This is a genomic window from Cognatishimia sp. (genome assembly GCF_049116455.1).
In the GTDB taxonomy this organism is placed as follows: domain Bacteria; phylum Pseudomonadota; class Alphaproteobacteria; order Rhodobacterales; family Rhodobacteraceae; genus Cognatishimia.
On the sequence record NZ_JAGDYW010000001.1, the window covers coordinates 1 to 25222 of the forward strand.

Sequence of the window (25222 nt, forward strand, 5' to 3'; positions counted from 1 at the left end):
AATGAGGTGGGAGGACTCAGATACCCTGAGAGACACACGACGAGCGCTAAAATTCAGCCTCCAAAGCTACAATCACACCGCTTATCCACAGAGTCACTCGCCTAAAGGCGTTGAGTCATCCTGAATCTCTGTGTGTCGTCCCGACTCGCGGCGTGAATCGTCTCGGAATCAGTTCATAGACATCTGGGCCATTCAGAATGATCCGCGAAACCCATTTCTAAGAGTATCGAGCTGCACAGAGACGTATATATACCGTAGGCACACCGCATCATCCTAAAGATCGCGGACGGCCTAAGACTGCTCAGTCACTACCACAGTATTTAGTCCCTTCACCATTTGTGCGCACCAAGCCTGAAGCAAATGCAACGCGGTTATGCAAAACCGGCAATAGTCCTTCAGCGTGATCAGCGTTAAGACGCACCCAAACACGCTTATGGAGACGAGACATGGCAACTATTGCACAAACAGTCGTGAAATTCCCTGGCTTCTCAGTTGTCCGCACGGTCGGTCAGTCTGTGATCGCCTTTTTGGACAAGCACAGTGTTGAGCACTGGTGTGAGTACATGAACAAGAAATAAATCGGCTCTCTGCAATCCCCTTGCAGATAGTACGAAAGAAGGACGCCGCTGGCGTCCTTCTTTCTTTTCTACACCCCATTCAAACTGACGCTATTCACCAGCCAAATGCGCCCCAATTTTGTTGAGATGGTTTTGCACCAGTTCCGCGGCACGGCGGGATGTCCCTGCTTCGGCATAACAGCGAAACTCTGGGGCATTGCCGGATGGCCTGAGGTGCACAATCTCACCCCCCGCAAAAGAGACGCGCAGGCCATCCAATGTGTTAACTCCTTGCTCTTCCGAGCCGACGTCAAAAAACGCACTCCGCGCCTGCACGTCCTGCGTTAACGTCGCGATAAAGGCCTTTGACTTCTCTGTCGGCACACCAACCAATCGATCTGCTGCAGTACACACAGGCGGTAATGTCGCCACAAGCTCGGCAATAGACATCTGTGCCTGATTGGCGGCAGCCAAAGTCGCAATCATTGGAAGGATACAGTCACGTGTCAAAAGTGGCGCTATTGTGAGAGCGCCAATCTGGCAGCGAAAGCCCAGTAGGAATCCGCCGTTGGCTTCAAACCCAACCACTTTGCAGTTTGCGCGCGCCTCTTGCGCGGTTTCCATGGCAGCAACAACATAGGGGGATCCGATTTTTGTCAGCGAAATGGTCTTAAACATCGACATGTGATTGACCATCGAATTCGACGATACTGGCGTACAGATAACATCGGCTTTCAAAAACGATGCCGTGATAGCTCCAAGCACATCACCAAGAATCAAGTCGCCTTGCGCGTCGGTCAACATCGGGCGATCTGCGTCGCCATCTGTCGAAAGCAGGGCATCAAGCTTATGCTCATGGCACCAAGCAGCAAATTTTCGACGCGACTGAGGGTCCATTGCTTCGGTGTCGACGGGCACGAAAGAGGCTGTGCGCTCCAGTGCTACAACTTCTGCACCAAGCTTTTGCAACACATCAACAAGCAGATCACGGGCAACAGAGCTGTGCTGATAAACGCCGACCTTAAGACCTGATAGATCGAAGGCCCCTGGCTCAGCGCAATATCGCTCCTGGAAAAGAGCCAAAGCCGCCGGACCGTCCTCCGTTAATGTGCCCTGCGTGCTCTCCAATGGAATGGATTGCCCGAGAGAGGAAACGATGCGTGCCTCATCATCCTTCGAAATCTCGCCAGATGTGGTGTAGAACTTAATACCATTGCGATCAGCAGGGATGTGGCTCCCAGTGATCATTATGGCACCCGCACGCGCCATCTGTGCCTGATAGGCTAAGGCTGGAGTCGGCAGAGCCCCACAGCTGACCACATGATTGCCTGTTTGGCGCAGCGTTTCGATCACCACCTCGGAAATCGCTGGAGAGCTTTCACGCAAATCCCAACCGACATAAACGGTGCCACCTGTTTCACACTGGCTTGCAAAGGAGCGCACGTAGTCAGAAACGCACGCCTCTGTCAGCTCTGTCACCAAGCCACGGACGCCGCTTGTGCCAAACTTAGGGGCCATATTGAGTGATCCTTAAATCATGAAACTAGGGAACTTTGATCATCAGCTTGATATGAAGGCGAGCTGCTTTCAAGTAGTCTGCTCATCCAACGATCACAATGCATTTCGATAGCGACGCTTCTTTGCTACAAACCCGCGAACCAAAATAGCCGGCACGCTTTTATGCATGCCAGCCTTGATCGCCCAGTGAGCGAACGAGTACTTAAAGCCCGTGCGCTTCCACAAAGTCTTTGCGCGTGGGTGTGAAGGCATCCGTGAGCAAGCCATCCTCAAGGCAAACACAGGAATGCACCACATTGGACGGCACCACAAAACCGTCGCCGGGCTCAAGAACTTTGGTGATATCCCCAACTGTGAATTCGAATTTGCCTGACGCAACGATAGTGCTTTGGACATGCGGGTGGCTATGAGGAATTCCCTTCTGCCCTTTCACAAAGCGAAACTGCACCATCATCAGTTCGTCGTTCTGGCAAACGATGCGACGCTCACCGGATTCTCCAAGTGACAGCCACTGATCCGGTGTATCTTTATTGACCTGCATGTATCCCTCCAGCAGCGCAAAGTTGAAAATAATTGTTATCTACATAAGCAAGTTGTAAATATTGGTCAACACAACGAAACAAGCAGGCAGAGTTACCCCTGCCTGCCAGTTACCGCTTAGATGCAATCGATCCGCTTACTCAATAATCGACGGCAGCCAAAGCGAAAACGCTGGAACATAGGTGATCAAAATCAGCGCTAAGAGAAGAGCCAGATAGAATGGCCAAATCGACTTAAGCGCCTCTTCGATTTTGATCTTACCCACGGCGCAACCCACAAAGAGACAGGTGCCGACCGGTGGAGTACAAAGCCCAAGTCCAAGGTTGATCAACATCATGATACCAAACTGGGTTGGGTCCATACCGAGGCTTTTGGCAATCGGCAGGAAGATCGGCGTACAGATCAAAATCAGCGCTGCCATGTCCATGATCATGCCTAGCATCAGCAGGATCACATTGATCATCAGCAGAACTACAATCTTATTCTCAGAAATACCGATCAGCAGATCACCCAGCTTTTCAGGAACTTGATAAAGCGCCAGAAGGTAAGCAAATGAGCTAGCGAAGGCGATCAAGACCATCACCATGGCCGTTGTGCGTACGGATGATGTCACCGCGGTCACAAAGGACTTCCAGGTCAAAGAGCGATAGGCAATCGTGGTTAGAACCAATGCGTAGATCGCACCGAAAGCACCAGATTCCGTAACCGTAAAGACACCCGAAAGTACGCCACCCACGATGATGACCGCAGTGATCAAACCTGGGATCGCCATGGCCGCGCTGTGCACAACAGCTCCGAAGCCTGGGAAAGGTTCCGCAGGATACTTATGCTTAAGAGCGATGAAATACGCAGCGGCAGCCAAGCAGACGCACATTAAAATGCCAGGCACAACACCTGCGAGGAACAGCTTAGAGATCGAAATCCCGCCGCCCGCGGCCACAGCGAAGATAATCATGTTGTGGCTAGGTGGGATGACGATACCAGCGATGGATGACGTCACTGTCACGTTCACCGCATAGTCAGGTCGGTAACCACGTTCTTTCATCACTGGGATCATCAAAGAGCCCAAAGCAGAGATGTCCGCGATGGCCGAACCTGAGATGCCTCCGAAAAGCATGGAAGAGAAAATGTTAACAGAGGCTAGGCCACCGCGCACATGCCCAACCAACGCAGACGCAAATCGAACAAGCCGAATGGCGATACCGCCGTGCAGCATAAGCTCGCCCGCGAATACGAAGAAAGGAATCGCAAGCAGCGAAAAGACAGACACGCCAGATATTGCGCGTTGGAAGGTCACAAGGATTGGAAAACCTTCGTACCAGAAAGCGATGAGGGCAGAGATGCCCATTGCGAAGGCGACTGGCATACCTATGACGACACCAACGCCAAAGACGCCTAAAAGAATTGCCAAACCCATATCAGCACCCTTCTTCTTGTTGTTGTGGCTGAACAACCGGGCCTTGAACCCAGGTCAAGATTTGTGAAACGACCCGAAGGCCAGCAAAAGCAACGATCAACCCACCAAAGAGCACAGTGGACAATGAGCGAAAGCTTTCAGGAATATTCAACATCGGAAGCAATGTGTCCCAACCGAACTGGAACAGCTCGAGGCTCGCAAAACACATGATCCCGCCAAACACCGCAAGGATGCCATCGATAAGAAACAGTGCAATTTCTTTTAGCTTCGCAGGAAGCATGTCCTGAAAAAGAGCAACGCCAAGGTGAAACCGTTCATGAACACCGACCGCCGCGCCAAGGAATGCAATGTAGGTCACAAGCAGCAACGCAAGTTGCTCAACCCACGTTGGGGTCACGTTTAAAACGTAGCGCCCAAAGACCAGCCAACCAAAGGTTACGATCAGGGTGATCATCGCGATGGAGCAAGCAAAGATGCAAAGCATTGCCAGTGCATCCTGAAATTTCAAAATCGCCGTTTGAAGGCGCGTTGTAAGAGTAGTGTCAGACATCTTAAGCCCCAGAACGAGTCGATGCCCCAGCATAGCTGGGACATCGTCATTCATTTTAAGTTAGTAGGATTGGAACAGTTGAACCAAACCTGCCAGATCTGGGCTTTGCTCCAGGAACTGAGCGTAAACAGGCTTCATCGCATTTTGGAACGGTGCTTTGTCAGCAATCTCGTTCACTTCTACGCCGCCATCCAGGACCACTTTCATGGACGCTGCTTCGCGCTCACCCCACAGCTTACGCTGCAGATCGGTAGAGTTTTTACCAGCTGCGGCAACAATCGCCTGGTCTTCTGCAGACAGGCTGTTCCATGTCTTCAAGGACATGCACAGGCATTCTGGGATGATCAGGTGTTGCGACATGGAGTAGAAGCCCGCCACTTCGAAGTGGTTGGTGGATTCGTAAGATGGTGGGTTGTTTTCCGCACCATCAACAACACCAGTTTTGATGGACTGATACACTTCCGCAAAAGCCATCGGTGTCGCATTACCACCCAAAGATTCGATCATGCCAACGAACAGGTCGTTGTTCATGACGCGCACCTTCATGCCAGTCACGTCCGCAGGTTCGTTGATCGGCTTGATGGAGTTATAGAAGCTCCGTGCACCCGCATCATAGAAACCCAAAGCTTTGATGCCTTTTGCTTCCAGACCCGCGCTCAGCGCGGCACCTGGTTCGCCGTCCATCAGGCGGTACATGTCGGGTACAGATTTGAAGATGAATGGCAGCGATACAACGTTGGCTTCCGGCACAACTTGGCCCATTGGCCCAAGGCTGAATACGCCGAAGTCAAGCGCGCCCAAACGGATTTGCTCGATTGCGTCAGGCTGAGACCCCAGAACGCCGCCGTGGAATACTTTGCCTTTTACAGCACCGCCGGTTTTATCTTCGATTTCAGCGATGAACGCTTCCATGCCGTGTGATACCGGATAATCTTCGACGTGAATGTTCCAACCGCGCAGATCAGCGGCAGCAGCAGCCGTTGTCAAAACAGCTACGCTGGCAACAGCAGCAGCGCACCCGCTGAGCTTTTTAAAAATAGATGTAGCCATTTGGTCCTCCCTTATTGGCATGGGTCAAAACTAGTGCATAATTACAAATTATTACAAGTTAATTTCCAAAAAAATACCAATCCCCTGAATTCACTTGATTTTATTTGGAAACGACCCCCTAACAAATTGGGAAACAAATCCCATATTTACAAATTAATCAAATTCCCGCGAGAAATGAACAACTTTTACGTATCAGCTTTGGAACTTCGATTCGTACATGCCTCTTAAACAGAAATCAGATCGCGCCGTGATTTCTGACCTTTCTTTGCACCCGAAACAAAAAGAGGGCGCCACCTGGGCGCCCTTTAAGTCACTTCACGGGGAGTGAGGTATTATTTTTTACCAGCCACGATCCGGTCAAGGATCAGAGCGCAGAACAGAATGGCGAGGCCCGCCAAAATGCCCTGCCCGGCTGCCGCGTATTGCAACGCTTCCAGAACGTCTTCGCCAAGACCTTTCGCACCAATCAGAGATGCAACCACAACCATGGCCAGCGACAGCAGGATGGTCTGGTTGATGCCAGCCATAATGGTGTTGCGCGCCAAAGGCAGATCTACGCGCCACAGCAGGTAACGAGGCGTTGCTCCAAAGGCCAAAGCCGCTTCACGCACTGTCTCAGGTACTTGCTGCAGCCCCAGAACAGTAAAACGGATCACAGGAGGTGAACCAAAGATCATGGTCGCAACCACGCCCGCTGGCTTACCGGAACCGATGAAGGCCACAACTGGGATCAGATAAACGAAGGATGGCATGGACTGCATGAAATCTAGGATCGGCCGTACAAAGGAATAGACCTTCGGGCGACGCGCACAATAGACTCCCAGCGGAATACCCAGCGTGATCGAGATCAACGCCGCGGCCCCTAGAAGCGCGATTGTGGTCATCGCTTTTTCCCAGAAGTCCAAGAGACCCAGGTAAGCCAGAGCCGCACCAGTGAAGATCGCAACGCGAGCACCTGCGGACAGGTAAGCCAACATCACAATCACAAAGGCAACGACAGGCCATGGTGTGTCAACCAGGACAACTTCGATCCAATCCAGCAACGTCCGCATGCCGAATGTCAGTGTATCAAAGAAGCCGCGACCATGTAGCTTCGTCCAGTCAAAGGCCGCCTGTACACCATCACCCACGTTCAATCGCCAGTTTCGATCCGTCGGGAAGGCTGACAAAATTGAGAACGCATCAGGCTGCGCAAATTTAATGCTGGTCAGCACCACAACGCCAAAGGTCAGAACCGCGGAAATGATCATCCGAACTTGTGACCAGCCACTGTTTACACTGCGATCAGAGCGCCATTTGGCAAATTGCATCTCAAGGGTCCAGTTGGCAAGCGCTGCCTGCATAAGCTTGAAGCCCACCAAAAGCACAATACCAACAATAAAGAAGTACGTGCCGGTACTATCCGCAGAAATCGCAGCCTGCTGCGCATTCGCCAAAGCACCCTCAAGGCTCTCGGCAGCGCGTTTTAGTGAATCCAAGGACGATGCCCCGGATTTCTCAGCCGCCTCAATTTGTTGGCGACGCAGTTCTAGCGTTTGCGCGATTTGATCCGCACGTTCACGGAAGTCACGCCCCAGGTCTCCAAACAGGCCCATGCCAATTTGTATATACGCCAAGGTTTCCAACAGTAGGAAACCAAGCATCCAGTTCCAAAGGCCACGCGCACCGAACCAGATAGGTCCCAAAAGGCCCGCTATCCAGTTGAGTGTGAACCGGTAACCCGGCGCCTGCATCATGTAACCAAAGGTCTCTTTGTAGTAGCCTTGGTTGCTTTCAACAAATTCACCGATTAGCCCGTTTAGGCGTTCTGCGGTTTCCGGTTGAATATCTTGATTACTCATGACCTGTCCCCTTACGCTTGGCTGTCTTGAATGGCGCGGATCAAGCCCGCGCGGTTGATGACGCCGACCGTTTTGTGGTCTCGGTCTGTTACAGCCACGATCCCGTGGCCTTCGACACATAGATTCATCAGATCACTCAGATCCATATCCGGACGGGCTGCTTGCGCATCCTTCGGAACATCGCCATGTTTGGCTTGGAACTCGTCGACCGGCTGCATAACGGAATGCGCGAAGATCATATTGAGCTTCGAGATACCCGCCACAAAGTCAGAAACATATTCATCAGCTGGATTCAGAATAATTTCTTCCGGCGTCCCAATCTGAACGATACGGCCATCCTTCATGATCGCGATGCGGTGACCAATACGGATCGCCTCATCAAGATCGTGAGTGATGAACATGGTGGTTTTCTTAAGACGATTGGACAGTTCCATAAACTGATCCTGCAGCTGCTTACGAATAAGCGGATCAAGTGCAGAAAACGGCTCGTCCATTAGTAGGATTTCAGGATCAGAAGCAATCGCGCGGGCCAGGCCAACACGCTGCTGCATGCCACCAGACAGTTCATGGGCGTATTTATCTTCCCAGCCGGTCAGCTCCACCAGATCCAAAACGCGATCCGCTTCTTCCCAGCGGCGCGCTTTTCCGGTGCCGCGAATTTCCAGCGGCATCGCGACGTTGTCGCGCACGGTACGGTGCGGCATCAAACCGAAGTTCTGGAAAACCATCGCAACACGACGGTTGCGCAGATCGCGCAGACCATCCGGCGCCAACCCCATCACATCATCATTGCCAATGGTGATGCTGCCCGCCGTTGGTTCCAACAGGCGGTTCACGTGGCGCACCAGGGTCGATTTACCCGAACCTGACAGACCCATCACACAGAACAGTTCACCTTTTTCAATTTCAAAGCTCGCATCGGCAACGCCGACCACGCAGTTAAAGCGTTCGAGCACTTCGGCCTTACTCAGGCCCTCGGCGTGGATGGCCTTCAACGCTTCTTCTGAGCGGTCGCCAAACACTTTCCAGACACCCTTGGCGTCAATTGCAATTTCTTTAGTCATCCCATCCCCACGGAGAAACGTTGCTCCCTCGGCAACCGAAATCGCCGAGGGACTATTGGTGAAATTTAACGACTTAGCTTAGGCCGAGCCACGCATCGACGATGTCACCATTGTTTTCGATCCAGTCGGAAACAACTTCGTTAATGTCGCCACCTTGAACCACAACTTTGTAAGTGAGTTCAGACAAGGACTGCGCGCTCATGTCGATATTCGCCAGCAGGGAAGCCGCCGCAGGGTTGCGTTCGTTCAAAGAGTTGGAATACGCAACAGTCACGGTTTTCACAGGCTCGCCAGTGTCAACGCGGGACTTTTTGTACCAGTCCGCATCTTGGTCTGGCTGAACCATTTTATAGGTTGCTGGATCATTTTCTGGTTCTTCCAGAATTGTAACCGGGTACAGCGCGTGCACATAGTGTGGGGCGTAGCAATAGAATGCAGCACCTTTTTTCTGATCGATCAGATCTTTCAGACGCGAATAGAAGACTGTTTCGTCTTCGGTTGTTGGCTCGAGGAACGTTTCAATGCCGTAGTCACGCACACGTACTTTAAAGGTGTTTGTAGACGCCCAACCAGAAGCACCAACCCAAACTTCACCTTTGCCGTCACCGTTTGAATCAAACAGATCCTGCGCAGTTGGCGTGGCAAGGTCGTAGATAGACTTGATGTTGTGCTCTTCGACCATGTAATTTGGAACACAGATACCCGCGCGGCCTTCGTAAGAGCCTGCGGAGAGTGAAACTGTGCCCTTTTCATCTACATATTCGTTTGTGAAAGAGGATTGGTTTGGCAGCCAAACATCCGGGTGCACGTCGATGTCACCGCGACCACCGTCCATGGACGCAAAGATAACCGCATTTGCACCTGGTGCATAACCGGCTTCACCACCCAAACGGGTTTCAATGATCTGGCCGATGATGCGGCTCATGATTTTCGCGCCCGGCCAGCTTGGCTCACCAACCATAACTTTGTCTTGCGCCATCGCACCTGTCGCGCCAATCGTAAGCGCCAGAGCGGCCGTAAGTGTCAATTTTTTCATACCATAGTCTCCCAGTATATTGGTTTTAGTGATGTTGGATGTTGTGGGCTTATGCCCGCGCCCGCTTTCGTTGCGGGTCTATAAATGGAATGTCAGTCACCGTTGCGTTCAGGCGCTTCATGCGACCATCCAGCAAACCGACCTCCAAAATTTTATCGTTTTCAGAATGTTCAATCGCGATGCGTGCCATTGCGACGGCGCGCTCCAGCGAAGGAGAACGCGTCGCAGATGTGATTTCACCCACTTGGCGTTCGCCTGCGTAAACTGGTGAGCCGTGATGAGGAACATCATCACAGTCAAACAACAGCCCTTTCAGGACGCGGCGAGGGTCACGGGAATTACGTTCCAAAGCCTCTTTGCCGGTAAAGGCCTCTTTCTTGAGATCCACCGCAAAGCCCAGTCCTGCTTCAAATGCATCTACGCCGGGGGCAAATTCTGCGTTGGCAGCCGCCAGTCCCGCTTCGATCCGAATGATTTCAAGCGCATCAGAGCCCATAGGCTTGATGCCGAATTCTTCACCCGCTTCCATAATGGCGTCCCAAACGGCAACGGCATCGGATTTTGAGCAAAAGACCTCGTACCCCAACTCGCCAGTATAGCCGGAGCGAGACAACATGAACGGAGCACCGTCACGGTCATTCAAACGCGCGACGGACACGCCAAACCATTTCAGATGATCAAGGTTCGGTACGTTTGGCTGGAAGAAACAGATTTTCTTTAGCAAATCACGGGATTTTGGACCCTGAATCGCCAAGTTTGGCAGGCTGTTGCGCATTTCATGGATACGCACCTGCAAGCCCAACTCTTCTGCCAAAGCATTCAGAGTGCGTCCACTTTCTTCTGAACCACAGAACCAACGGAACAGGTGATCACCCAGACGGAACAACGTCCCGTCGTCAATCACCTGGCCGCTATCATCACACATCAGCGTGTAAGTTCCGCGCCAAACTGCCAGCTTGGCGATATTGCGGGTCAGAGCCTGCTGCAGCAGGGCTTCAGCATCTGGTCCGATGATGTCATATTTGCGCAGACCGCTCATGTCCTGAAGGGTTACCGCATTGCGGCAAGCCCAGTATTCTCCAAGCGTCCCCGTGCCGGGAAAGCTGACCGGAGTCCACAGATCCCGCGCGGGTGCAAAATGTTCTGTCAAAGGGGCCAACCGCTTGTGGAAAGCGGATTCCTGACTGATTGACATTGGGGCGTCTTCCTTTTCACGATAAGCCACAGCGCGCCGAATGGGCGTTTCTGGCCGATAAATTCGCACATGCACATCGGTTGGATTCCAACCGTTGATGGGATCGATATCGTCTGGACAAGCGGTTGAGACCCCAACAAGGTCTTCCATTGCCCGCATCACAACATAGTCTCCCGGACGGGAATGAGATTCCGCCGTCATCAGGTGATTACTGTTGTGATCGATCCAAGTGTTCCAAAAAAAGTTAATGGCAGGCCAAGCGCTGCGGCGGCCAACGCCGTAAGGTTCAAGCGCATGGGACATATTATCTGAACAGTTTACATGCCCCGGAAATCCACGTTCTTCGTAACCCCGCGCTGTGCAGGCAAGTCCAAAGGCATCGTGCCGGCCACAGGTGTCTTGCACCACATTGATCAGCGGGCGCATGTCGTGGTCATAAAATTTGTCTAACATGCCCGGACCTGGATAGGCACGGCCCACCATAGTCCGAGTTGCAGTGGAATCGATCATGATCTCCTGACCGCGATCCAATCCCGCCGTACAGAAAGCGGAAAAGTCAGAGCATTGCTGACCTTCAATGTCGATAATCTGCAGAAACTCGCCTTTACGAAGCTCATAGGCAATGCCTGTGCCGCTTTTAACCGTGAACTCATCCCGCGTATCACCAAGCAAAGGCGGTAGGTGACTAGAAGTATAAGACGCAAGTTTATGGGTGACGGAAACGATGCCGTTGCCCAAGGCCGAAATCAGCGCAAACGCCTCGACCGGACGATACAGCCAAAGGGTCACACTTGCCCGAGATTTCAAAACCAGAGCTTCTTCTTGGCCTTCAAAACGCGCACAAGGTATCTCTGCTTGTAGATCACCGCCGTTGCTGACGATCCAGCCAGACAGCGCATGAGAGTCAAATTTGCTTAGATCCAACGACCCTGATGCTGGTACATTCACCTTGCCCAGCGCCGGGCGGCCATCCGGCCCAAACCCCGCGATTTCCAAGGGAACTTCCGGCGCAGCGCCTTGAATTGTTAATAGATCACCCGCTTCCATCTCAATTTGAATCGCTTCGCGACTCGCAACACTGTGATGGCGCACGCCAGTGTTCTTCTCAAATCCTGAGAAGTGGCGGCGGGACTGAAGAAACCCCATATTACTGAAGTCGTGGAGAACGGTTTGGCCAAGCATATCTAGATTCGCGCTAATGTAACTAGTTACATATGCTGATGTAACTGGTTACATGCGTCAAGAATATTCTGTTCCACAAGTAGAAAAATTAAGTTATGGCTGAATTTATGCGCGCAATTGGTGACAAAAAGAGAGCAAACCTTCGAGATGTCGCCAAGGCTGCGGGCGTATCGGTTGCGACTGTCTCTCGCGTTTTGAATTCTCCGAACTCAGTTGCCCCTAATACCCGCGAAAACGTACAACGAGTTATTGGCGAATTGCGTTTTACTCCAAGCGCAGCCGCGCGTGCAATCAATAGTGGCAGAACTCGATTTGTTGGGGCTTTGGTACCCACACTCGACAATGCGATCTTTGCGCGCTTCCTCGCGGCACTTGAAAACACACTTGCAGAATTTGGCCTGGCTTTGGTGGTCTCCACAACCGGAGAGGACCCAAATACCGAAGTCGAAAAAGCCAAATCTCTGATCGACATTGGTGCAGAAGCTTTGGTGCTTTCTGGCGTTGCACATGCACCGGCGCTCTTTGAACTCACTAAGGCTGCGCAGCTTCCAACACTGGCGACCTCATATTTCGAACCAGACGGCCCCCTGCCGACAATTGGTTATGACAATATCGTTGCTGCTCAAATGAGCGTGCAGCATTTGCTCGAACAAGGCCATCATCGGATCGCAATTGTACATGGTCCGGTACATCGGAATGACCGTACACGTGCGCGCTTGAATGGAGTCCGGTCTATTTCCGGGATCTCTTACAGTTTCCAAGAGGTAGATTTCTCTTTCGAAGGCGGGGCGCAGGCGGCAGATAATATCCTAGCGCTCGAGCCACGCCCAACGGCCATCGCTTGCATGTCTGACGTCCTTGCAATTGGCGTCTTGCAGCGCCTTCAAAGGCTAGAAGTCAGCATCCCGAATGAAATTTCGGTGCTCGGGATGGATGACCTGCCGATTTCCGAACATACCTTCCCGGCCCTCTCGACCATTCACTTACCTGTGAAACGTATGGGCGCCGCTGCAGGGAACGCCGTGGGCAATTGGCTTGAACATGGCGTGTTTCCAAATGCTGAAAAGTTGGAGCCAAAACTAATAACGCGTGAGTCTGTGGCCAAACTACGAGATCAGTAAATTATCTCAGCCAGCTCAGAACCGCATCCCGAACGGACGCCGTGACTGAGGTGTCGTTCTTTAATGCCGCCTGCGCTCTTTTCAACAAATCTTCACCCTGTGCGCGATCCATCAACCGATCTACATGTTCAGACAACTCATCACTGTTGTGCACCACTTGGTAACCCTTGGCAGCTGCAAGCACCGAATAGACATCCGCAAAGTTCCCTGTGTGGGGTCCGGTAACTACATTTGACCCCAACAACAGGGGTTCAAATGGATTATGCCCGCCAACCCCAGTCAGGCTGCCACCAACAAAACTTACTGGAGCACAACGATACCAAAGACCGAGTTCGCCAAGCGTGTCCGCGATATAGACCTCAGTCTGATCGGTCAATGGATCTGCAGTACTCCGGGTCGCAACATTGAACCCTTCAAATTTGGCCATTTCTGTAATTTCAGTACCGCGCTCAGGATGGCGCGGCACCAGGACCAAAAGCGCATTGGTTGCCAGAGCTTTATGGGCCTCAAGGATCAGCTCATCTTCACCCCGATGGGTAGAAGCGGCCAACCAACACCGACGCGCGTGCAACGCTGACATGATTTTAGTAACATCAGAACCAGTCGGCATAGCTGGAGCCAGTTCAGATTTAAGTGACCCAGTGAGGCTTCGCTTGTTTTCGGAAATGCCAAGGCCACTCAGTAGTTCATTGGTTGCCTGATCTTGAACCAAAATATGATCAAACAGAGAGAACAATCGCTCTGCAGCGCGCCGTGCGAAAGTCCAACGCTCAAGCGTTTTCGCAGACACACGCGCATTCAGCAAAAGCATCGGAATGTCACGACTTTTGGTTTCGACCAGCATCCGGGGCCAGATTTCGCTTTCAACCCAAATCGCCAAGTCAGGCTGCCAATGGTCCAAAAACCTCTTAATTGCTTTGGGTGTATCTATCGGGGCAAATTGATGGATGGCGCGATCGGGCAGATCACGCTCCATCAAACGTGCAGACGTCACTGTCCCGCTGGTCAACAGAATGCTCAGGTCAGGCCTCTCTTCAAGCAATGCCGGGATCAAGCCCAGCAAAGATTGGGTTTCTCCGACGCTGGCTGCATGTATCCAAATCAGTTGCCCCGCGGGTTTTGCTATTGTCGTCTGGCCAAATCGTTCTGGAAAGCGGGTCTTGTGCTCTTTGCCTGCAGCGCGGCGTCGCTGAACGGCATATCGATAGATCGGGTGCAGCACATGCGTCAGCCCCAAATACGCCGTCAAAATTTTGGAACCGCTCGCCACGCTATTTGCCTTGCATCGATGCTCTTAAGAACCGGGCTTACCTGCCCCACGCTTCGATGTCGAGCGTAGAGCCAAAACTCACATAAAGTCAGGTCTACTCCGCAGCTTCACGATGCGGCACATCCTTCCAACGCCGATGGAACCAAAACCATTGCTCCATATTCTCACGCACATGATTTTCAAGAATATCATTATAGGCTTGTGTCATTTCTGACGGAGTACCAACAGGAATGGGCGCTTCGATGATCGCCTCAAATGATATGCCGTCAGCCTGACGCACGGCAAAGCAAGGCACCAGCAAAGCATTATACTTAACCGCCATTTCTGCCATCGACACCGCCGTCCATGCGCGGTGCCCAAAGAAACGCAAAGGCTCGCCATTTCCAGCACGCACATCGATCAATGCAGCCAATGACCCACCTTTTTTCAAATGGCGCAACATTTGTCCCAAACCTTGGCGCCCGCGTTGGAAAAGCGGGGTACCAATGGTTGAGATATTGTTAAGATAGTACTCATGAAACAGTGGATTGTTCATGCGGCGATACAATCCGCCAACATCCAATCCGCGTGCAATTAGAGCAGAGCGGATGACATCGTAATTGCCAAAATGACCAGAAACAAAAATAACGGGCTGCCCAGCATCCCGAGCGGCATCAATCGCTGCTACTCCAGGGCCGGTCAATTCAACCGTCCGCGCAAGGGGCGCAAACTCATTTGGCGAAAACAGCTCTGCCAGTGTTCGCCCAATGTTATTCGCTGTGCGTCCGACCATTTCCTTGCGTTTATCCGCAGGGATTTCGGGCGCGACCAATTCCAAGTTCTCGCGCACCCGCTTGCTATATCCTGCAACCGGCGCAATCACGTGCTGCATCACTCGCCCCATCGCTCTGATCCTCAGCCGATAAGGCATCGCATGGATCATCGCGAGAATCGAACGGATCACGCTATATTCGATGCGCTGAAGAATCGTCACACGTCGTTTTTTGTTCGCACTTGCCATAATCACGACTTATCGCCGAAGGCACAGGAATTGAAAAGGGCGCAGCGCGTATCGGCGTCAAACCTCTGTCTGTTCTAGAAAATTCCAACCTGCTCCGCTCGGATCGGTGGGTCCAAATACCCAAAAATGTAATCGATTACTTTTCCCGTTGACATCTGCCCCAATCAAGCCTCATGAATATATGTAATCGATTTCATGGCTCGTTCAGGGTGTATTACCCAGCCGTGATGTCCGTCAAAAATATATGCTACCAATAGGGAAAATGGAGAGCCACATGCCGCTGTCACTTCAGCTGTATAGTATGAGAAATTCAACGACGCCGGAGCGTATCTTGCCGGAATGTGCGGAACTGGGCATCCAAGGCGTAGAAGGTTACCGCGCGGTCATGGAAGACCCGAGCACCTATCAGCAAGCTCTGAAAGCCACAGGTTTGACGATGCCCTCTGCACACTTTGGGCTCGATGATATTCGTGACAATGCAAATGACGTGATCAACCGCGCGAAGGCGCTTGGGATATCCAAAGTCTTTGCTCCATATTTAGACGCGTCACAACGCCCAGAAACCGCACGCGGCTATGGCGAGATCGCCGACCTTTTGCATGAAAAAGGTAAGCTCTTTGCTGACCACGGCATATCATTGGGTTGGCACAATCACGACTTTGAGTTCGAAGCACTTAGCGATGGCGCTTTGCCGATGCAGGCGATGTTTGACGCACAACCAGATCTGCCATGGGAGGCTGACTTGGGCTGGGTCATTCGCGCAGGCGTTGATCCAATGTCTTGGCTCAACAATTACAATTCAAACATTGAAGCGATCCACGTCAAAGACCTCGCCCCAGCGGGAGAAAACCTGGATGAAGACGGTTGGGCAGATCTTGGAGATGGCACCGCCGATTGGGCCGCGATTATTTCAAGCGCTCATAAGTCCAACCCTGACATGTTGTTCATTTTAGAACACGACAATCCAAGCGATCCGCATCGCTACCTTGCGCGCTCTGCTCGCGCGTTCCACGGTATTATGGAGACCCTCAATGGCTGATCTTGGCGTTGGCATCATCGGATGCGGTAATATCTCTGCGGCTTATCTAAGATTGGCCCCACAATTCAAAGGCTACCGCATCCTCGCAGTCGCCGACATCAACCAAGCCGCCGCAATGAATCGGGCGGCGGAGTTTGGCGTGCGTGGTCACTCGGTCGAAGAGCTTTTGGCCAGCGATGACATCGATCTGGTGATCAACCTCACCATCCCGGCTGCGCATTTTGTAGTTTCAGAACGCATTCTAAACGCAGGCAAACATGTCTATTCAGAAAAACCGTTTGTTCTGTCTCGCGATGAGGGCCAGCAACTTGCGAATATCGCAAAAGAAAAAGGCCTGCGGATTGGCTCCGCTCCGGATACCTTTATGGGAGGGGCACATCAATTTGCTCGCAGCCTAATTGACGAAGGCCAAATCGGTAAGGTGACTTCTGGGACAGCAGTCGTTCAATCCCACGGCATGGAGCATTGGCACCCAAACCCAGATTTTTTCTTTAAACCTGGTGCGGGCCCGGTTCTGGACATCGGCCCTTATTACATTTCCAATTTGATTCAACTGATCGGCCCTGTTGCGCGTGTCACTGCGATTGCTGGCAGCGCGCAAGCGACACGGACCATCGCGAACGGGCCACGGCTGGGCGAAGAGATTCCAGTTGAAACACCGACAACGATTCATGCAATCCTTGAGTTTAAAAACGGAGCCATCATTACCCTGCTTTGCAGCTGGGACGTCTGGACGCACGATCATTCGTGCATGGAGCTATACGGTTCTAAAGGCACGATGTACTTGCCTGATCCCAACTTCTTTGGCGGAACAGTGCGCGTCACTGAAGAAAAAGAAGATGTGGCCCTTGAGCCGTGGCTACACCCATTTGCAGTTGTAAATGACGACGATCAGGCCAATTACCGCGGAGCCGGCCTGTCTGATATGGCGCTTGCGATTGCCGAAGGCCGCACCCATCGATGTTCAAATGATTTCGCGCTTCATGTTGTGGATGTAATGACCTCGATCCTCAGCGCAGCTGAAACACGCACAGTCCTTGAAATCCAAACCACTTGTGAACGGCCTGCGGCCCTTAGCCCAGCAGATGCTGCCGCGTTGATGACGGACCAAGCATAGGAGCCAACATGTCAAAAACAATGAAAGGCCCCGCGCTGTTCCTTGCGCAATTTGCAGGGGATGAAGCGCCGTTTAATTCACTGCCGAATATCGTAAAATGGGCAGCTGGCCTTGGCTATAAGGGCGTGCAAATCCCTTCTTGGGACGCGAGGTTTTTTGATCTCGCGCGCGCTGCAGAAAGCAAAACCTATTGCGACGAAGTCATTGGCATCTGCGCTGAACATGGTGTTGAAATCACAGAGCTTTCCACTCATGTCCAGGGCCAATTGATGGCCGTTCATCCTGCCTATGACGAAGCCATGGATGCGCTCGCCCCTGCCGAAGTTAAGGGTAATCCAAGCGCACGCCAAGAATGGGCTAATGAACAAATGCTCCTTGCGGCCAAAGCCAGCCGTAATCTTGGGCTGGATGGCTCCGTCAGCTTCACCGGCGCACTGGCCTTTCCATTCCTTTACCCCTGGCCACAGCGCCCACCGGGATTGATCGAAGAAGCCTTCAGCGAACTTGCAAGACGCTGGCGACCTGTGCTGGACGCTTACGAGGATGCGGGGGTCGATGTTGGCTATGAAATCCATCCTGGAGAGGATGTGTTTGATGGCACAACGTTTGAGCGTTTTTTAGAAGCCCTCGACAATCACCCACGATGCCAGATCAACTATGATCCTAGTCATTTCGTGCTACAGCAACTCGATTATCTGGACTTCGTTGATATCTATCACGAACGTATCTGCGCTTTTCACGTCAAAGATGCAGAGTTCAACCCTACAGGTCGCCAAGGCGTCTATTCTGGTTATGCGGGATGGACAGATCGCGCGGGCCGGTTCAGATCGCTTGGTGATGGGCAGGTCGATTTTAAAGGTGTCTTTTCCAAACTTGCACAATATGGCTATGACCGTTGGGCCGTTTTGGAATGGGAATGCTGCTTAAAGCATCCTGAAGACGGTGCCGCAGAAGGTGTACCCTTTATCAACGACCATATAATCCGTGTCACTGAAAAGGCATTTGACGATTTTGCCGGTGGTGAAACTGATAAAAGCCAGATCAAGCGGATGCTTGGCCTTTCTTAAATTTAAATCAGCACAGAGGTACTCTCGCGCGAGACCAATTCAACGCCGAGCACCTCTGGCTGGTTGCCCGTCGCGCGAACACTCTTTGAGGTCTGCGTCAGCCGCTCCAACAGCATTTCTGCTGCCCTTGCTCCAATGCTCTGACGGTCTTGGCGAATGGTGGTGAGTTTGGGCACGAAAACTTGTGCCAACTCAATGTCATCAAACCCAACCACAGAGATGTCTTTGGGCACATGAATGCCAATGCTCTCAAGCCCGGATACTAGACCAAATGCTACCTCGTCTGAGGCACAGAACACTGCCGTTGGACGATCAGGCATCGCTAGTATTTTCTGAGCTGCATCCAACCCTGATTGTACCGAAAAGTCGCCCCGAATAACCCATTCTGGGCGCGTTTCCAGCTCTAGGCGTTGACGCTCTTCCATCATGCCCGCACGGCGCTCGGCAGTTAGAACGTTGCTTTCTGGCCCCGTGACATGAGCGATCTTACGGTGTCCGAGGTCGTAAAGGTGCCGCACGGCCAGCTGCGCCCCCATGGCATTGTCAACGCGCACGGATGGATAGTCACCATCTGGCACCCACTCGCATGCAAACACGATCCGATTTGCGCCAGCACCTTGATCAAAGCGCTTCAACTCATTGACCGTAAGATCCCCGTCCAATGAAATCATTCCATCAACGCGGGAATCCAAAAGGAATTCTGCTAGCTTGCCTTTTTGCCGTTTCTCCGAGCTGTCAGCGATCAAAACTGAAAAATCACTGTCCGCCAAAACCGAGTTAATTCCAGCCAAAATTTGGCTAAAAAATGGGTTCCCGAGGTTCGGCACCAAAATAAGAATCGCCCCGGATTGCTGCTTGCGTAAGTTCCGTGCAGCCTGATTCACCCGGTATCCGGTTTGCTCGATTGCCTCGAAAACCGCATCACGTGTGGGTTTTGCCAATAAGTCGGGATTAGAAAGCGCGCGGCTTACAGTGGCCGTTGACACGCCTGCGACACGGGCAACATCCTGAATTCGAGCGTTTTTCGGGGCCATCGGGTGTTTCTCCTACTCTCCTTATTCGCTACCTGTGCAAAGACGTCTTGACAAGAGGCCTCGACTCAATGAATTCTCCATGCAATCGTTTACATATCAGTGCGCCCGCAAATGTAATCGATTACAAAATACAAAAGCGGGAAAACAACAGGCGCGGAATCCGCGCTCATGGGAGGACCAAATGAAACTGAAACGCATGTTCCTTGCGACCACTGCTGCCCTAGGTTTGGCAACAGCTTCGCATGCGGTAGACCTAGAAGTCACACACTGGTGGACATCCGGTGGCGAAGCAGCCGCTGTTGCAGAGTTTGCCAAAGCATTCAACGAAGGCACCGATCACAACTGGGTGGACGGCGCGATCGCAGGGGGCGGCGGTACAGCGCGTCCTATCATGATTTCCCGCATCATCGGCGGCGACCCAATGGGCGCTACACAGTTCAACCACGGTCGCCAGACCGAAGAGTTGATCGAAGCCGGTCTAATGCTTGACCTTACCGATGTTGCCGAAGCTGAAGGCTGGGCAGATATCGTGAACCCATCCAGCCTGCTCGCAAGCTGTACTGTTGATGGAAAAGTGTTTTGTGTTCCTGTGAACATCCATTCTTGGCAGTGGCTGTGGCTTTCTAACAAAGCCTTCGCTGATGCTGGCCTAGATGTCCCTTCCAACTGGGATGAATATGTTGCTGCGATGCCAGCCCTGGCTGAAGCAGGGAAAGTGCCATTGGCGCTTGGTGGTCAAGCATGGCAAGCAAACGGCGCATTTAGCGTGATGGCCGTTGCTCTTGCAGGCGAAGACAATTGGCTGAAGGTGAACAGCGAAAAAGACGCAAGCGTCGCAGCTGGCCCAGCTTACACCAAAGTATTTGAGGCCGCCGCAGCAGCGCGTGAATTCTCAAAAGACACAAACGTTCTTGATTGGAACCTTGCAACTGCGAAGGTGATCAATGGCGAAGCAGGTGGCCAAATCATGGGCGACTGGGCTCAGGGTGAATTCGCTGTTGCTGGTCAAGTGGCTGGAGAAGACTACACTTGTTTGCCCGGCTTGGGCGTAACCGAAGTCATCTCTACAGGTGGTGACGCCTTCTACTTCCCTAAAAATGACGATGCAGAAGTTGAAGCCGCTCAAAAAGAGCTGGCGTCTCTGATGATGTCAAAAGCCGTTCAAGTTGCCTTCAACTTGAAAAAAGGCTCGCTGCCAGTGCGCGGTGACGTCGATCTGACAGCCGCCAACGACTGTATGAAAAAGGGTTTGGATATCCTGGCTCAAGGCAACATTCTAATCAGTGGCGATCAGGTCCTGTCTGCCGATACAACAGGCCAGATTGATGATCTGATGACCGAGTTCTGGTCCACCGATCTGTCCGCGGCTGACGCACAAGCGCGTTACGCAGACATCATCGCAAGCGCAGACTAACCCACGCACGAAACCCGGCCGAACCTGTTTTGGCCGGGTTTTTTGTGCCTAAAGTGGCACATCGTCCGTGCACAGAGAGCTCAAATGGCTGATATATCCCAATCAAACCCACCCCGCGAGGCATCCTCGGCCCGCTCGGCTAAACCGCCTTTACGGCTGTTCAGAAACCTAAATGCTAAGATCGCTGCCACCCCCATGATTTTGACCGCACTGGTCATTTTCGTTGGCTGTTCGGTTTGGACCATCGTGTACTCCTTTACCAACTCGCGACTACTGCCCAAGACCAATTTTGTTGGTTTTGATCAATACGAACGGCTTTGGAGTACAAAACGTTGGATGGTTGCTGTTGAAAACGTCGCCATCTACGGCGTGCTTTCGTTGATTTTCACGATGATCATCGGCTTCTTCCTTGCTGCTTTGCTTGATCGCAAAGTCCGTTTTGAAGATACATTCCGCACTATATTCCTGTACCCATTTGCGCTTTCGTTTATCGTGACGGGCCTGGTTTGGCAGTGGATCTTAAATCCAGAATTTGGAGTGCAGAAAATTGTGCGCAGTTTTGGATGGGAAAGCTTTACATTCGATCCGCTCTTTAACGCAGATATCGTCATCTACGGCATCCTCATCGCTGGCCTATGGCAGGGCACCGGCCTTGTGATGGTGATTATGCTCGCGGGCTTGCGCGGCATCCCCGATGATATTTGGAAAGCCGCCCGCGTTGATGGGATCGGCACCGCCAAGACCTACACACATATCATTCTGCCCATGATGAAACCTGTTCTGGTCACCGCATTGGTGCTGATCTCTGCAGGCATCGTGAAAGTCTATGACTTGGTTGTAGCGCAAACCGCCGGCGGGCCCGGCATCGCCTCAGATGTGCCCGCGAAATATGTCTACGACAGCCTCTTCCAGCGCCAAAACCTAGGCCAGGGTTTTGCGGCCTCCACCATGATGCTTGTGATGGTGATCATCATCATCATCCCCTATCTCTACCTGCAATACGGGGGAAAGAAAGACAAATGAGCTCCACCGTTCAAACATCCCGCCAAACCCCCAGAGGCCCCAAGCCAAAGCGCGCTATAACGCCAGCCAACATCATGATCTATGGCACGTTAGTGATCGTCTCGATCTACTACTTACTGCCACTTTATGTGATGGTCATGACCTCTCTGAAAGACATGACTGAGGTCCGTGTCGGCAATATCTTTGCCCCGCCAGTTGAAATCACTTTCGAACCATGGGTCAAAGCTTGGGCTGAAGCGTGCACCGGCATCAACTGTGATGGTCTGTCTCGCGGTTTCTGGAATTCAGTTCGCATTCTTATTCCATCTGTTTTGGTCTCTATCGCTGTGGCCTCGGTGTCCGGCTATGCGCTGAGTTTCTGGCGCTTTAAAGGCTCCGAACTCTTCTTCAATATTCTGATTGTCGGGGCCTTCATCCCCTACCAGATCATGCTGTATCCAATCGTAATCATCCTGCGCGAACTTGGTGTTTACGGATCACTGACCGGCCTTGTGATGGTGCACACCATCTTTGGCATGCCGATCCTGACGCTGCTGTTTAGGAACTACTTTGCAAGTGTTCCTGAAGAGCTATTCAAAGCAGCCCGTGTCGATGGGGCAGGATTTTGGGGGATCTACTTCCAAATCATGCTGCCTATGTCTCTGCCAATCTTCGTGGTCGCGATCATCTTGCAGGTCACGGGCATCTGGAACGACTTCCTCTTTGGTGTCGTCTTCACCAAGCCAGACATCTACCCGATGACAGTACAGCTCAATAACATCGTGAACTCAGTGCAAGGCGTCAAAGAATACAACGTCAACATGGCTGCCACGCTACTGACCGGTGCTGTGCCACTCGTCATCTACTTCGTCTCAGGAAAACTCTTCGTACGCGGCATCGCCGCCGGCGCTGTCAAAGGTTAAGAACATGGATCAAATCGTAAACCCTAGTATCTCTATCAAGAACCTCGACCTTAGCTTTGGCGCAGTTGAAGTCTTGAAGGACCTCAACCTCGATATCGCTGACGGAGAGTTCGTCGTCCTACTTGGTTCCTCCGGCTGTGGCAAATCCACCTTATTGAACTGCATTGCAGGGCTTTTGGACGTGACCGACGGGGAAATTCATATCTCTGGTCACAACGTCACATGGGCGGAACCATCACAGCGCGGCATCGGCATGGTGTTCCAGTCCTATGCGCTCTACCCGCAAATGACAGTTAAAGGGAACCTCAGCTTCGGTCTGCGCAATGCAGGCATCTCTAAGACCGAAATCGCCGAGCGTGTGGCTAAGGCTGCAAAAATCTTGCAGATCGAACCTTTGCTTGATCGTAAACCTGCTGCACTTTCAGGCGGGCAACGTCAGCGTGTTGCAATTGGGCGTGCATTGGTTCGGGATGTGGATGTCTTCCTGTTTGACGAACCCCTGTCCAACCTAGATGCAAAACTGCGGGCAGACCTACGAGTCGAGATCAAACAGCTGCACCAGCAGCTAGGCAACACCATGATCTACGTGACTCATGATCAAATCGAGGCCATGACGCTTGCCGATCGCATCGCGATTATGCTGAACGGCAACGTTCTGCAATTTGCCAGCCCATTCGAAATCTATAACCACCCAGCCAACAAATATGTGGCCCAATTCATTGGCTCCCCAACAATGAACTTTATCGATGGCATGATTTCTGAAGGTCAGTTTGATTGTGACCTCGGATCGCTGTCATTGGCGGGCTATCCATTTGCAAACGAAAAGACCGGTGGCGCCGCATGTCTTGGCATTCGTCCTGAACACATGGCAACGGGCGATGAAGCGGCGACGAAACCCATCCAACTATCTGGAACTATTGAGTTCGTTGAACCCTTGGGGTCAGACACATTGGCGCGGGTCCAAGTTGGACAATTGCAAATGTGGGTACGTTTGGACGGCCAAGCCAAAGTTGCAAATGGCGACGCCTTGACCCTCGGTTTCCACTCCGAGAGTTGCCACTTATTTGATGCTCACACCGAAGAACGCCTTTAAGCGCAGAAGGAATTTTGCCATGACACAAAAACTGCGTTTGGGAATGGTCGGCGGCGGACAAGGGGCTTTCATCGGAGAGGTCCACCGCATTGCAGCTCGGTTGGATGGCCAATGGGACTTGGTCGCCGGCGCTCTCAGCTCTGATCCAGACCGCGCGCTGGATTCGGCGCAAGATTTGGGATTGGATGCAGACCGCAGCTACCACTCTTTTGAAGAGATGGCAGCTGCAGAAGCTCAACGCCCAGATGGGATTGATGCAGTCGCAATTGTGACTCCTAACCACATGCACGCCGATCCGAGCATAGCGTTTCTCAATCAAAACATTCATGTAATTTGTGACAAGCCACTGGCGGCAAACTTAGAACAAGCCCAAGCGATCTCTGCAGCAGCCAAACGCTCCACAGCGCATTTCATTCTGACCCACAATTACACAGGCTATCCGTTAATTCGCCAAGCCCGTGCAATGATCGCGGCCAGAGAACTGGGTGACATTCGTGTAGTTCAGGTGGAATACGCTCAAGATTGGCTCACCGAAGAGGTCAGCAACAAACAAGCCGACTGGCGCACCGATCCCTCCCGGTCCGGTGCTGGCGGCTGCGTGGGTGACATCGGCACCCACGCCCATAATTTGATGTGTTTTGTGACTGGCTTAACATTGGAAAGTCTTTCGGCCGAACTTTCTACTTTTGTGGAGGGGCGACAATTGGATGACAACGTGCAAGCAAAACTTAGGTTTACAGGAGGTGCTCGAGGCAGTCTTTGGGCAAGCCAAGTCGCTGTGGGCAACGAAAATGGGCTACGTCTTCGGATCTACGGAACAAAAGGTGGGCTCGAATGGTCGCAAGAAAACCCCAACCAAATGAACTTCACACGCTTTGGCCACCCCAAACAAATTCTAACACGCGCTGGCGTATCTTCTGACGCATCAAATCAAGCTGCCTCGCGCATTCCTGCGGGACATCCAGAAGGTTATCTTGAAGGATTTGCCAATTTATACCGCGACGCTGCGGATTTAATCCGCGCAACACGTGACGACAGTTTCCAAGCACCCGAACACCACATTGGGTTGCAAGACGGCATGGATGGAATGAAGTTTATATTGGCCTGTCTACACTCTTCACAGCAGCAAGGGACTTGGGTCAACTTACTTGATGTAAATTAGGTCATGTGAACCTTAATCAGAAAAATGGGG

Annotated in this window: 22 protein-coding genes; 10 read left to right on the forward strand and 12 right to left on the reverse strand. The window is 52.1% G+C overall.

The window, feature by feature from the left end:
- Nucleotides 1–446: 446 nt before the first annotated feature.
- Nucleotides 447–578, forward strand: a complete 132-nt coding sequence (locus JXQ85_RS00005; RefSeq protein ID WP_421746794.1) for a hypothetical protein — start codon at nucleotides 447–449, stop codon at nucleotides 576–578.
- A 90-nt stretch (nucleotides 579–668) separates the two neighbouring features.
- Here JXQ85_RS00005 and JXQ85_RS00010 read toward each other — a convergent pair whose 3' ends face one another.
- The 9 genes from JXQ85_RS00010 to JXQ85_RS00050 all read right to left on the reverse strand — a co-directional run bounded on the left by JXQ85_RS00010 (nucleotide 669) and on the right by JXQ85_RS00050 (nucleotide 11950).
- Nucleotides 669–2075, reverse strand: coding sequence for a phosphomannomutase (locus JXQ85_RS00010; RefSeq protein WP_421746795.1), 1407 nt, complete (start codon nucleotides 2073–2075; stop codon nucleotides 669–671).
- A gap of 202 nt (nucleotides 2076–2277) precedes the next feature.
- Nucleotides 2278–2616: a cupin domain-containing protein gene (locus JXQ85_RS00015; RefSeq protein WP_421746796.1), complete on the reverse strand. Its 339-nt coding sequence runs from the start codon at nucleotides 2614–2616 to the stop codon at nucleotides 2278–2280.
- 135 nt (nucleotides 2617–2751) lie between these two features.
- Nucleotides 2752–4032 carry a TRAP transporter large permease gene (locus JXQ85_RS00020; protein WP_421746797.1) on the reverse strand — a complete coding sequence of 427 codons (1281 nt, stop codon included), beginning with the start codon at nucleotides 4030–4032 and terminating at the stop codon, nucleotides 2752–2754.
- A gap of 1 nt (nucleotide 4033) precedes the next feature.
- Nucleotides 4034–4582: a TRAP transporter small permease gene (locus JXQ85_RS00025; RefSeq protein ID WP_421746798.1), complete on the reverse strand. Its 549-nt coding sequence runs from the start codon at nucleotides 4580–4582 to the stop codon at nucleotides 4034–4036.
- A gap of 60 nt (nucleotides 4583–4642) precedes the next feature.
- On the reverse strand, nucleotides 4643–5632 hold the full coding sequence (locus JXQ85_RS00030; protein ID WP_421746799.1) for a TRAP transporter substrate-binding protein: 990 nt from the start codon (nucleotides 5630–5632) through the stop codon (nucleotides 4643–4645).
- A gap of 332 nt (nucleotides 5633–5964) precedes the next feature.
- Nucleotides 5965–7473 carry an ABC transporter permease gene (locus tag JXQ85_RS00035; protein ID WP_421746800.1) on the reverse strand — a complete coding sequence of 503 codons (1509 nt, stop codon included), beginning with the start codon at nucleotides 7471–7473 and terminating at the stop codon, nucleotides 5965–5967.
- 11 nt (nucleotides 7474–7484) lie between these two features.
- Nucleotides 7485–8537, reverse strand: coding sequence for a quaternary amine ABC transporter ATP-binding protein (locus JXQ85_RS00040; RefSeq protein WP_421746801.1), 1053 nt, complete (start codon nucleotides 8535–8537; stop codon nucleotides 7485–7487).
- Nucleotides 8538–8610: 73 nt separating this feature from the next.
- Nucleotides 8611–9573: a glycine betaine ABC transporter substrate-binding protein gene (locus JXQ85_RS00045; RefSeq protein WP_421746802.1), complete on the reverse strand. Its 963-nt coding sequence runs from the start codon at nucleotides 9571–9573 to the stop codon at nucleotides 8611–8613.
- Between the two features lie 49 nt (nucleotides 9574–9622).
- On the reverse strand, nucleotides 9623–11950 hold the full coding sequence (locus tag JXQ85_RS00050; protein WP_421746803.1) for a DUF1989 domain-containing protein: 2328 nt from the start codon (nucleotides 11948–11950) through the stop codon (nucleotides 9623–9625).
- A 95-nt stretch (nucleotides 11951–12045) separates the two neighbouring features.
- Between JXQ85_RS00050 and JXQ85_RS00055 the strand changes: the two genes are divergently transcribed.
- Nucleotides 12046–13071 carry a LacI family DNA-binding transcriptional regulator gene (locus tag JXQ85_RS00055; protein ID WP_421746804.1) on the forward strand — a complete coding sequence of 342 codons (1026 nt, stop codon included), beginning with the start codon at nucleotides 12046–12048 and terminating at the stop codon, nucleotides 13069–13071.
- Nucleotide 13072: 1 nt separating this feature from the next.
- Here the strand turns inward: JXQ85_RS00055 and JXQ85_RS00060 are convergent, their stop codons facing one another.
- Both JXQ85_RS00060 and JXQ85_RS00065 read right to left on the reverse strand, forming a co-directional pair.
- Nucleotides 13073–14341 carry a 3-deoxy-D-manno-octulosonic acid transferase gene (locus JXQ85_RS00060; RefSeq protein WP_421746805.1) on the reverse strand — a complete coding sequence of 423 codons (1269 nt, stop codon included), beginning with the start codon at nucleotides 14339–14341 and terminating at the stop codon, nucleotides 13073–13075.
- Nucleotides 14342–14435: 94 nt separating this feature from the next.
- Nucleotides 14436–15341: a lysophospholipid acyltransferase family protein gene (locus tag JXQ85_RS00065; protein ID WP_421746806.1), complete on the reverse strand. Its 906-nt coding sequence runs from the start codon at nucleotides 15339–15341 to the stop codon at nucleotides 14436–14438.
- Between the two features lie 274 nt (nucleotides 15342–15615).
- Between JXQ85_RS00065 and JXQ85_RS00070 the strand changes: the two genes are divergently transcribed.
- The 3 genes from JXQ85_RS00070 to JXQ85_RS00080 are packed head-to-tail and all read left to right on the forward strand — an operon-like array spanning nucleotide 15616 to nucleotide 18564.
- Complete coding sequence (locus JXQ85_RS00070) at nucleotides 15616–16380, forward strand: sugar phosphate isomerase/epimerase family protein (RefSeq protein WP_421746807.1); 765 nt, start codon at nucleotides 15616–15618, stop codon at nucleotides 16378–16380.
- Complete coding sequence (locus JXQ85_RS00075; protein ID WP_421746808.1) at nucleotides 16373–17497, forward strand: Gfo/Idh/MocA family protein; 1125 nt, start codon at nucleotides 16373–16375, stop codon at nucleotides 17495–17497. The genes JXQ85_RS00070 and JXQ85_RS00075 overlap by 8 nt, the downstream gene beginning before the upstream one ends.
- An 8-nt stretch (nucleotides 17498–17505) precedes the next feature.
- Nucleotides 17506–18564 (forward strand): sugar phosphate isomerase/epimerase family protein, encoded by a 1059-nt coding sequence (locus tag JXQ85_RS00080; protein ID WP_421746809.1) that lies wholly within the window; start codon nucleotides 17506–17508, stop codon nucleotides 18562–18564.
- Between the two features lie 2 nt (nucleotides 18565–18566).
- Here JXQ85_RS00080 and JXQ85_RS00085 read toward each other — a convergent pair whose 3' ends face one another.
- The gene (locus JXQ85_RS00085) at nucleotides 18567–19598 is read right to left on the reverse strand and encodes a LacI family DNA-binding transcriptional regulator (RefSeq protein ID WP_421746810.1); all 1032 of its coding nucleotides are present in this window, start codon (nucleotides 19596–19598) and stop codon (nucleotides 18567–18569) included.
- A gap of 181 nt (nucleotides 19599–19779) precedes the next feature.
- Here JXQ85_RS00085 and JXQ85_RS00090 point away from each other — a divergent pair, with 181 nt between their 5' ends.
- The 5 genes from JXQ85_RS00090 (at nucleotide 19780) to JXQ85_RS00110 (ending at nucleotide 25192) form a co-directional block, all read left to right on the forward strand.
- Nucleotides 19780–21012: an ABC transporter substrate-binding protein gene (locus JXQ85_RS00090; RefSeq protein ID WP_421746811.1), complete on the forward strand. Its 1233-nt coding sequence runs from the start codon at nucleotides 19780–19782 to the stop codon at nucleotides 21010–21012.
- A gap of 195 nt (nucleotides 21013–21207) precedes the next feature.
- Nucleotides 21208–22035, forward strand: coding sequence for a carbohydrate ABC transporter permease (locus JXQ85_RS00095; protein ID WP_421747452.1), 828 nt, complete (start codon nucleotides 21208–21210; stop codon nucleotides 22033–22035).
- Nucleotides 22032–22937, forward strand: coding sequence for a carbohydrate ABC transporter permease (locus tag JXQ85_RS00100; protein WP_421746812.1), 906 nt, complete (start codon nucleotides 22032–22034; stop codon nucleotides 22935–22937). Before JXQ85_RS00095 ends, JXQ85_RS00100 begins: the two co-directional genes overlap by 4 nt.
- Nucleotides 22938–22941: 4 nt before the next feature.
- A complete protein-coding gene (locus JXQ85_RS00105) occupies nucleotides 22942–24030 on the forward strand; it encodes an ABC transporter ATP-binding protein (protein WP_421746813.1) in 1089 nt (362 codons plus the stop codon).
- A gap of 19 nt (nucleotides 24031–24049) precedes the next feature.
- The gene (locus JXQ85_RS00110) at nucleotides 24050–25192 is read left to right on the forward strand and encodes a Gfo/Idh/MocA family protein (RefSeq protein WP_421746814.1); all 1143 of its coding nucleotides are present in this window, start codon (nucleotides 24050–24052) and stop codon (nucleotides 25190–25192) included.
- The last annotated feature ends 30 nt before the right edge of the window (nucleotides 25193–25222 follow it).

What these genes read in the sequence shown, in the direction of transcription:
- JXQ85_RS00100 (WP_421746812.1), top strand. Translation starts at nt 22,032, where the DNA reads ATGAGCTCCACCGTTCAAACATCCCGCCAAACCCCCAGAGGCCCCAAG.
- JXQ85_RS00015 (WP_421746796.1), bottom strand. Translation starts at nt 2,616, where the DNA reads ATGCAGGTCAATAAAGATACACCGGATCAGTGGCTGTCACTTGGAGAA.
- JXQ85_RS00005 (WP_421746794.1), top strand. Translation starts at nt 447, where the DNA reads ATGGCAACTATTGCACAAACAGTCGTGAAATTCCCTGGCTTCTCAGTT.
- JXQ85_RS00075 (WP_421746808.1), top strand. Translation starts at nt 16,373, where the DNA reads ATGGCTGATCTTGGCGTTGGCATCATCGGATGCGGTAATATCTCTGCG.
- JXQ85_RS00010 (WP_421746795.1), bottom strand. Translation starts at nt 2,075, where the DNA reads ATGGCCCCTAAGTTTGGCACAAGCGGCGTCCGTGGCTTGGTGACAGAG.
- JXQ85_RS00045 (WP_421746802.1), bottom strand. Translation starts at nt 9,573, where the DNA reads ATGAAAAAATTGACACTTACGGCCGCTCTGGCGCTTACGATTGGCGCG.
- JXQ85_RS00085 (WP_421746810.1), bottom strand. Translation starts at nt 19,598, where the DNA reads ATGGCCCCGAAAAACGCTCGAATTCAGGATGTTGCCCGTGTCGCAGGC.
- JXQ85_RS00065 (WP_421746806.1), bottom strand. Translation starts at nt 15,341, where the DNA reads ATGGCAAGTGCGAACAAAAAACGACGTGTGACGATTCTTCAGCGCATC.
- JXQ85_RS00035 (WP_421746800.1), bottom strand. Translation starts at nt 7,473, where the DNA reads ATGAGTAATCAAGATATTCAACCGGAAACCGCAGAACGCCTAAACGGG.
- JXQ85_RS00025 (WP_421746798.1), bottom strand. Translation starts at nt 4,582, where the DNA reads ATGTCTGACACTACTCTTACAACGCGCCTTCAAACGGCGATTTTGAAA.
- JXQ85_RS00030 (WP_421746799.1), bottom strand. Translation starts at nt 5,632, where the DNA reads ATGGCTACATCTATTTTTAAAAAGCTCAGCGGGTGCGCTGCTGCTGTT.
- JXQ85_RS00105 (WP_421746813.1), top strand. Translation starts at nt 22,942, where the DNA reads ATGGATCAAATCGTAAACCCTAGTATCTCTATCAAGAACCTCGACCTT.
- JXQ85_RS00050 (WP_421746803.1), bottom strand. Translation starts at nt 11,950, where the DNA reads ATGCTTGGCCAAACCGTTCTCCACGACTTCAGTAATATGGGGTTTCTT.
- JXQ85_RS00055 (WP_421746804.1), top strand. Translation starts at nt 12,046, where the DNA reads ATGGCTGAATTTATGCGCGCAATTGGTGACAAAAAGAGAGCAAACCTT.
- JXQ85_RS00020 (WP_421746797.1), bottom strand. Translation starts at nt 4,032, where the DNA reads ATGGGTTTGGCAATTCTTTTAGGCGTCTTTGGCGTTGGTGTCGTCATA.
- JXQ85_RS00080 (WP_421746809.1), top strand. Translation starts at nt 17,506, where the DNA reads ATGTCAAAAACAATGAAAGGCCCCGCGCTGTTCCTTGCGCAATTTGCA.
- JXQ85_RS00090 (WP_421746811.1), top strand. Translation starts at nt 19,780, where the DNA reads ATGAAACTGAAACGCATGTTCCTTGCGACCACTGCTGCCCTAGGTTTG.
- JXQ85_RS00095 (WP_421747452.1), top strand. Translation starts at nt 21,208, where the DNA reads ATGATTTTGACCGCACTGGTCATTTTCGTTGGCTGTTCGGTTTGGACC.
- JXQ85_RS00110 (WP_421746814.1), top strand. Translation starts at nt 24,050, where the DNA reads ATGACACAAAAACTGCGTTTGGGAATGGTCGGCGGCGGACAAGGGGCT.
- JXQ85_RS00070 (WP_421746807.1), top strand. Translation starts at nt 15,616, where the DNA reads ATGCCGCTGTCACTTCAGCTGTATAGTATGAGAAATTCAACGACGCCG.
- JXQ85_RS00040 (WP_421746801.1), bottom strand. Translation starts at nt 8,537, where the DNA reads ATGACTAAAGAAATTGCAATTGACGCCAAGGGTGTCTGGAAAGTGTTT.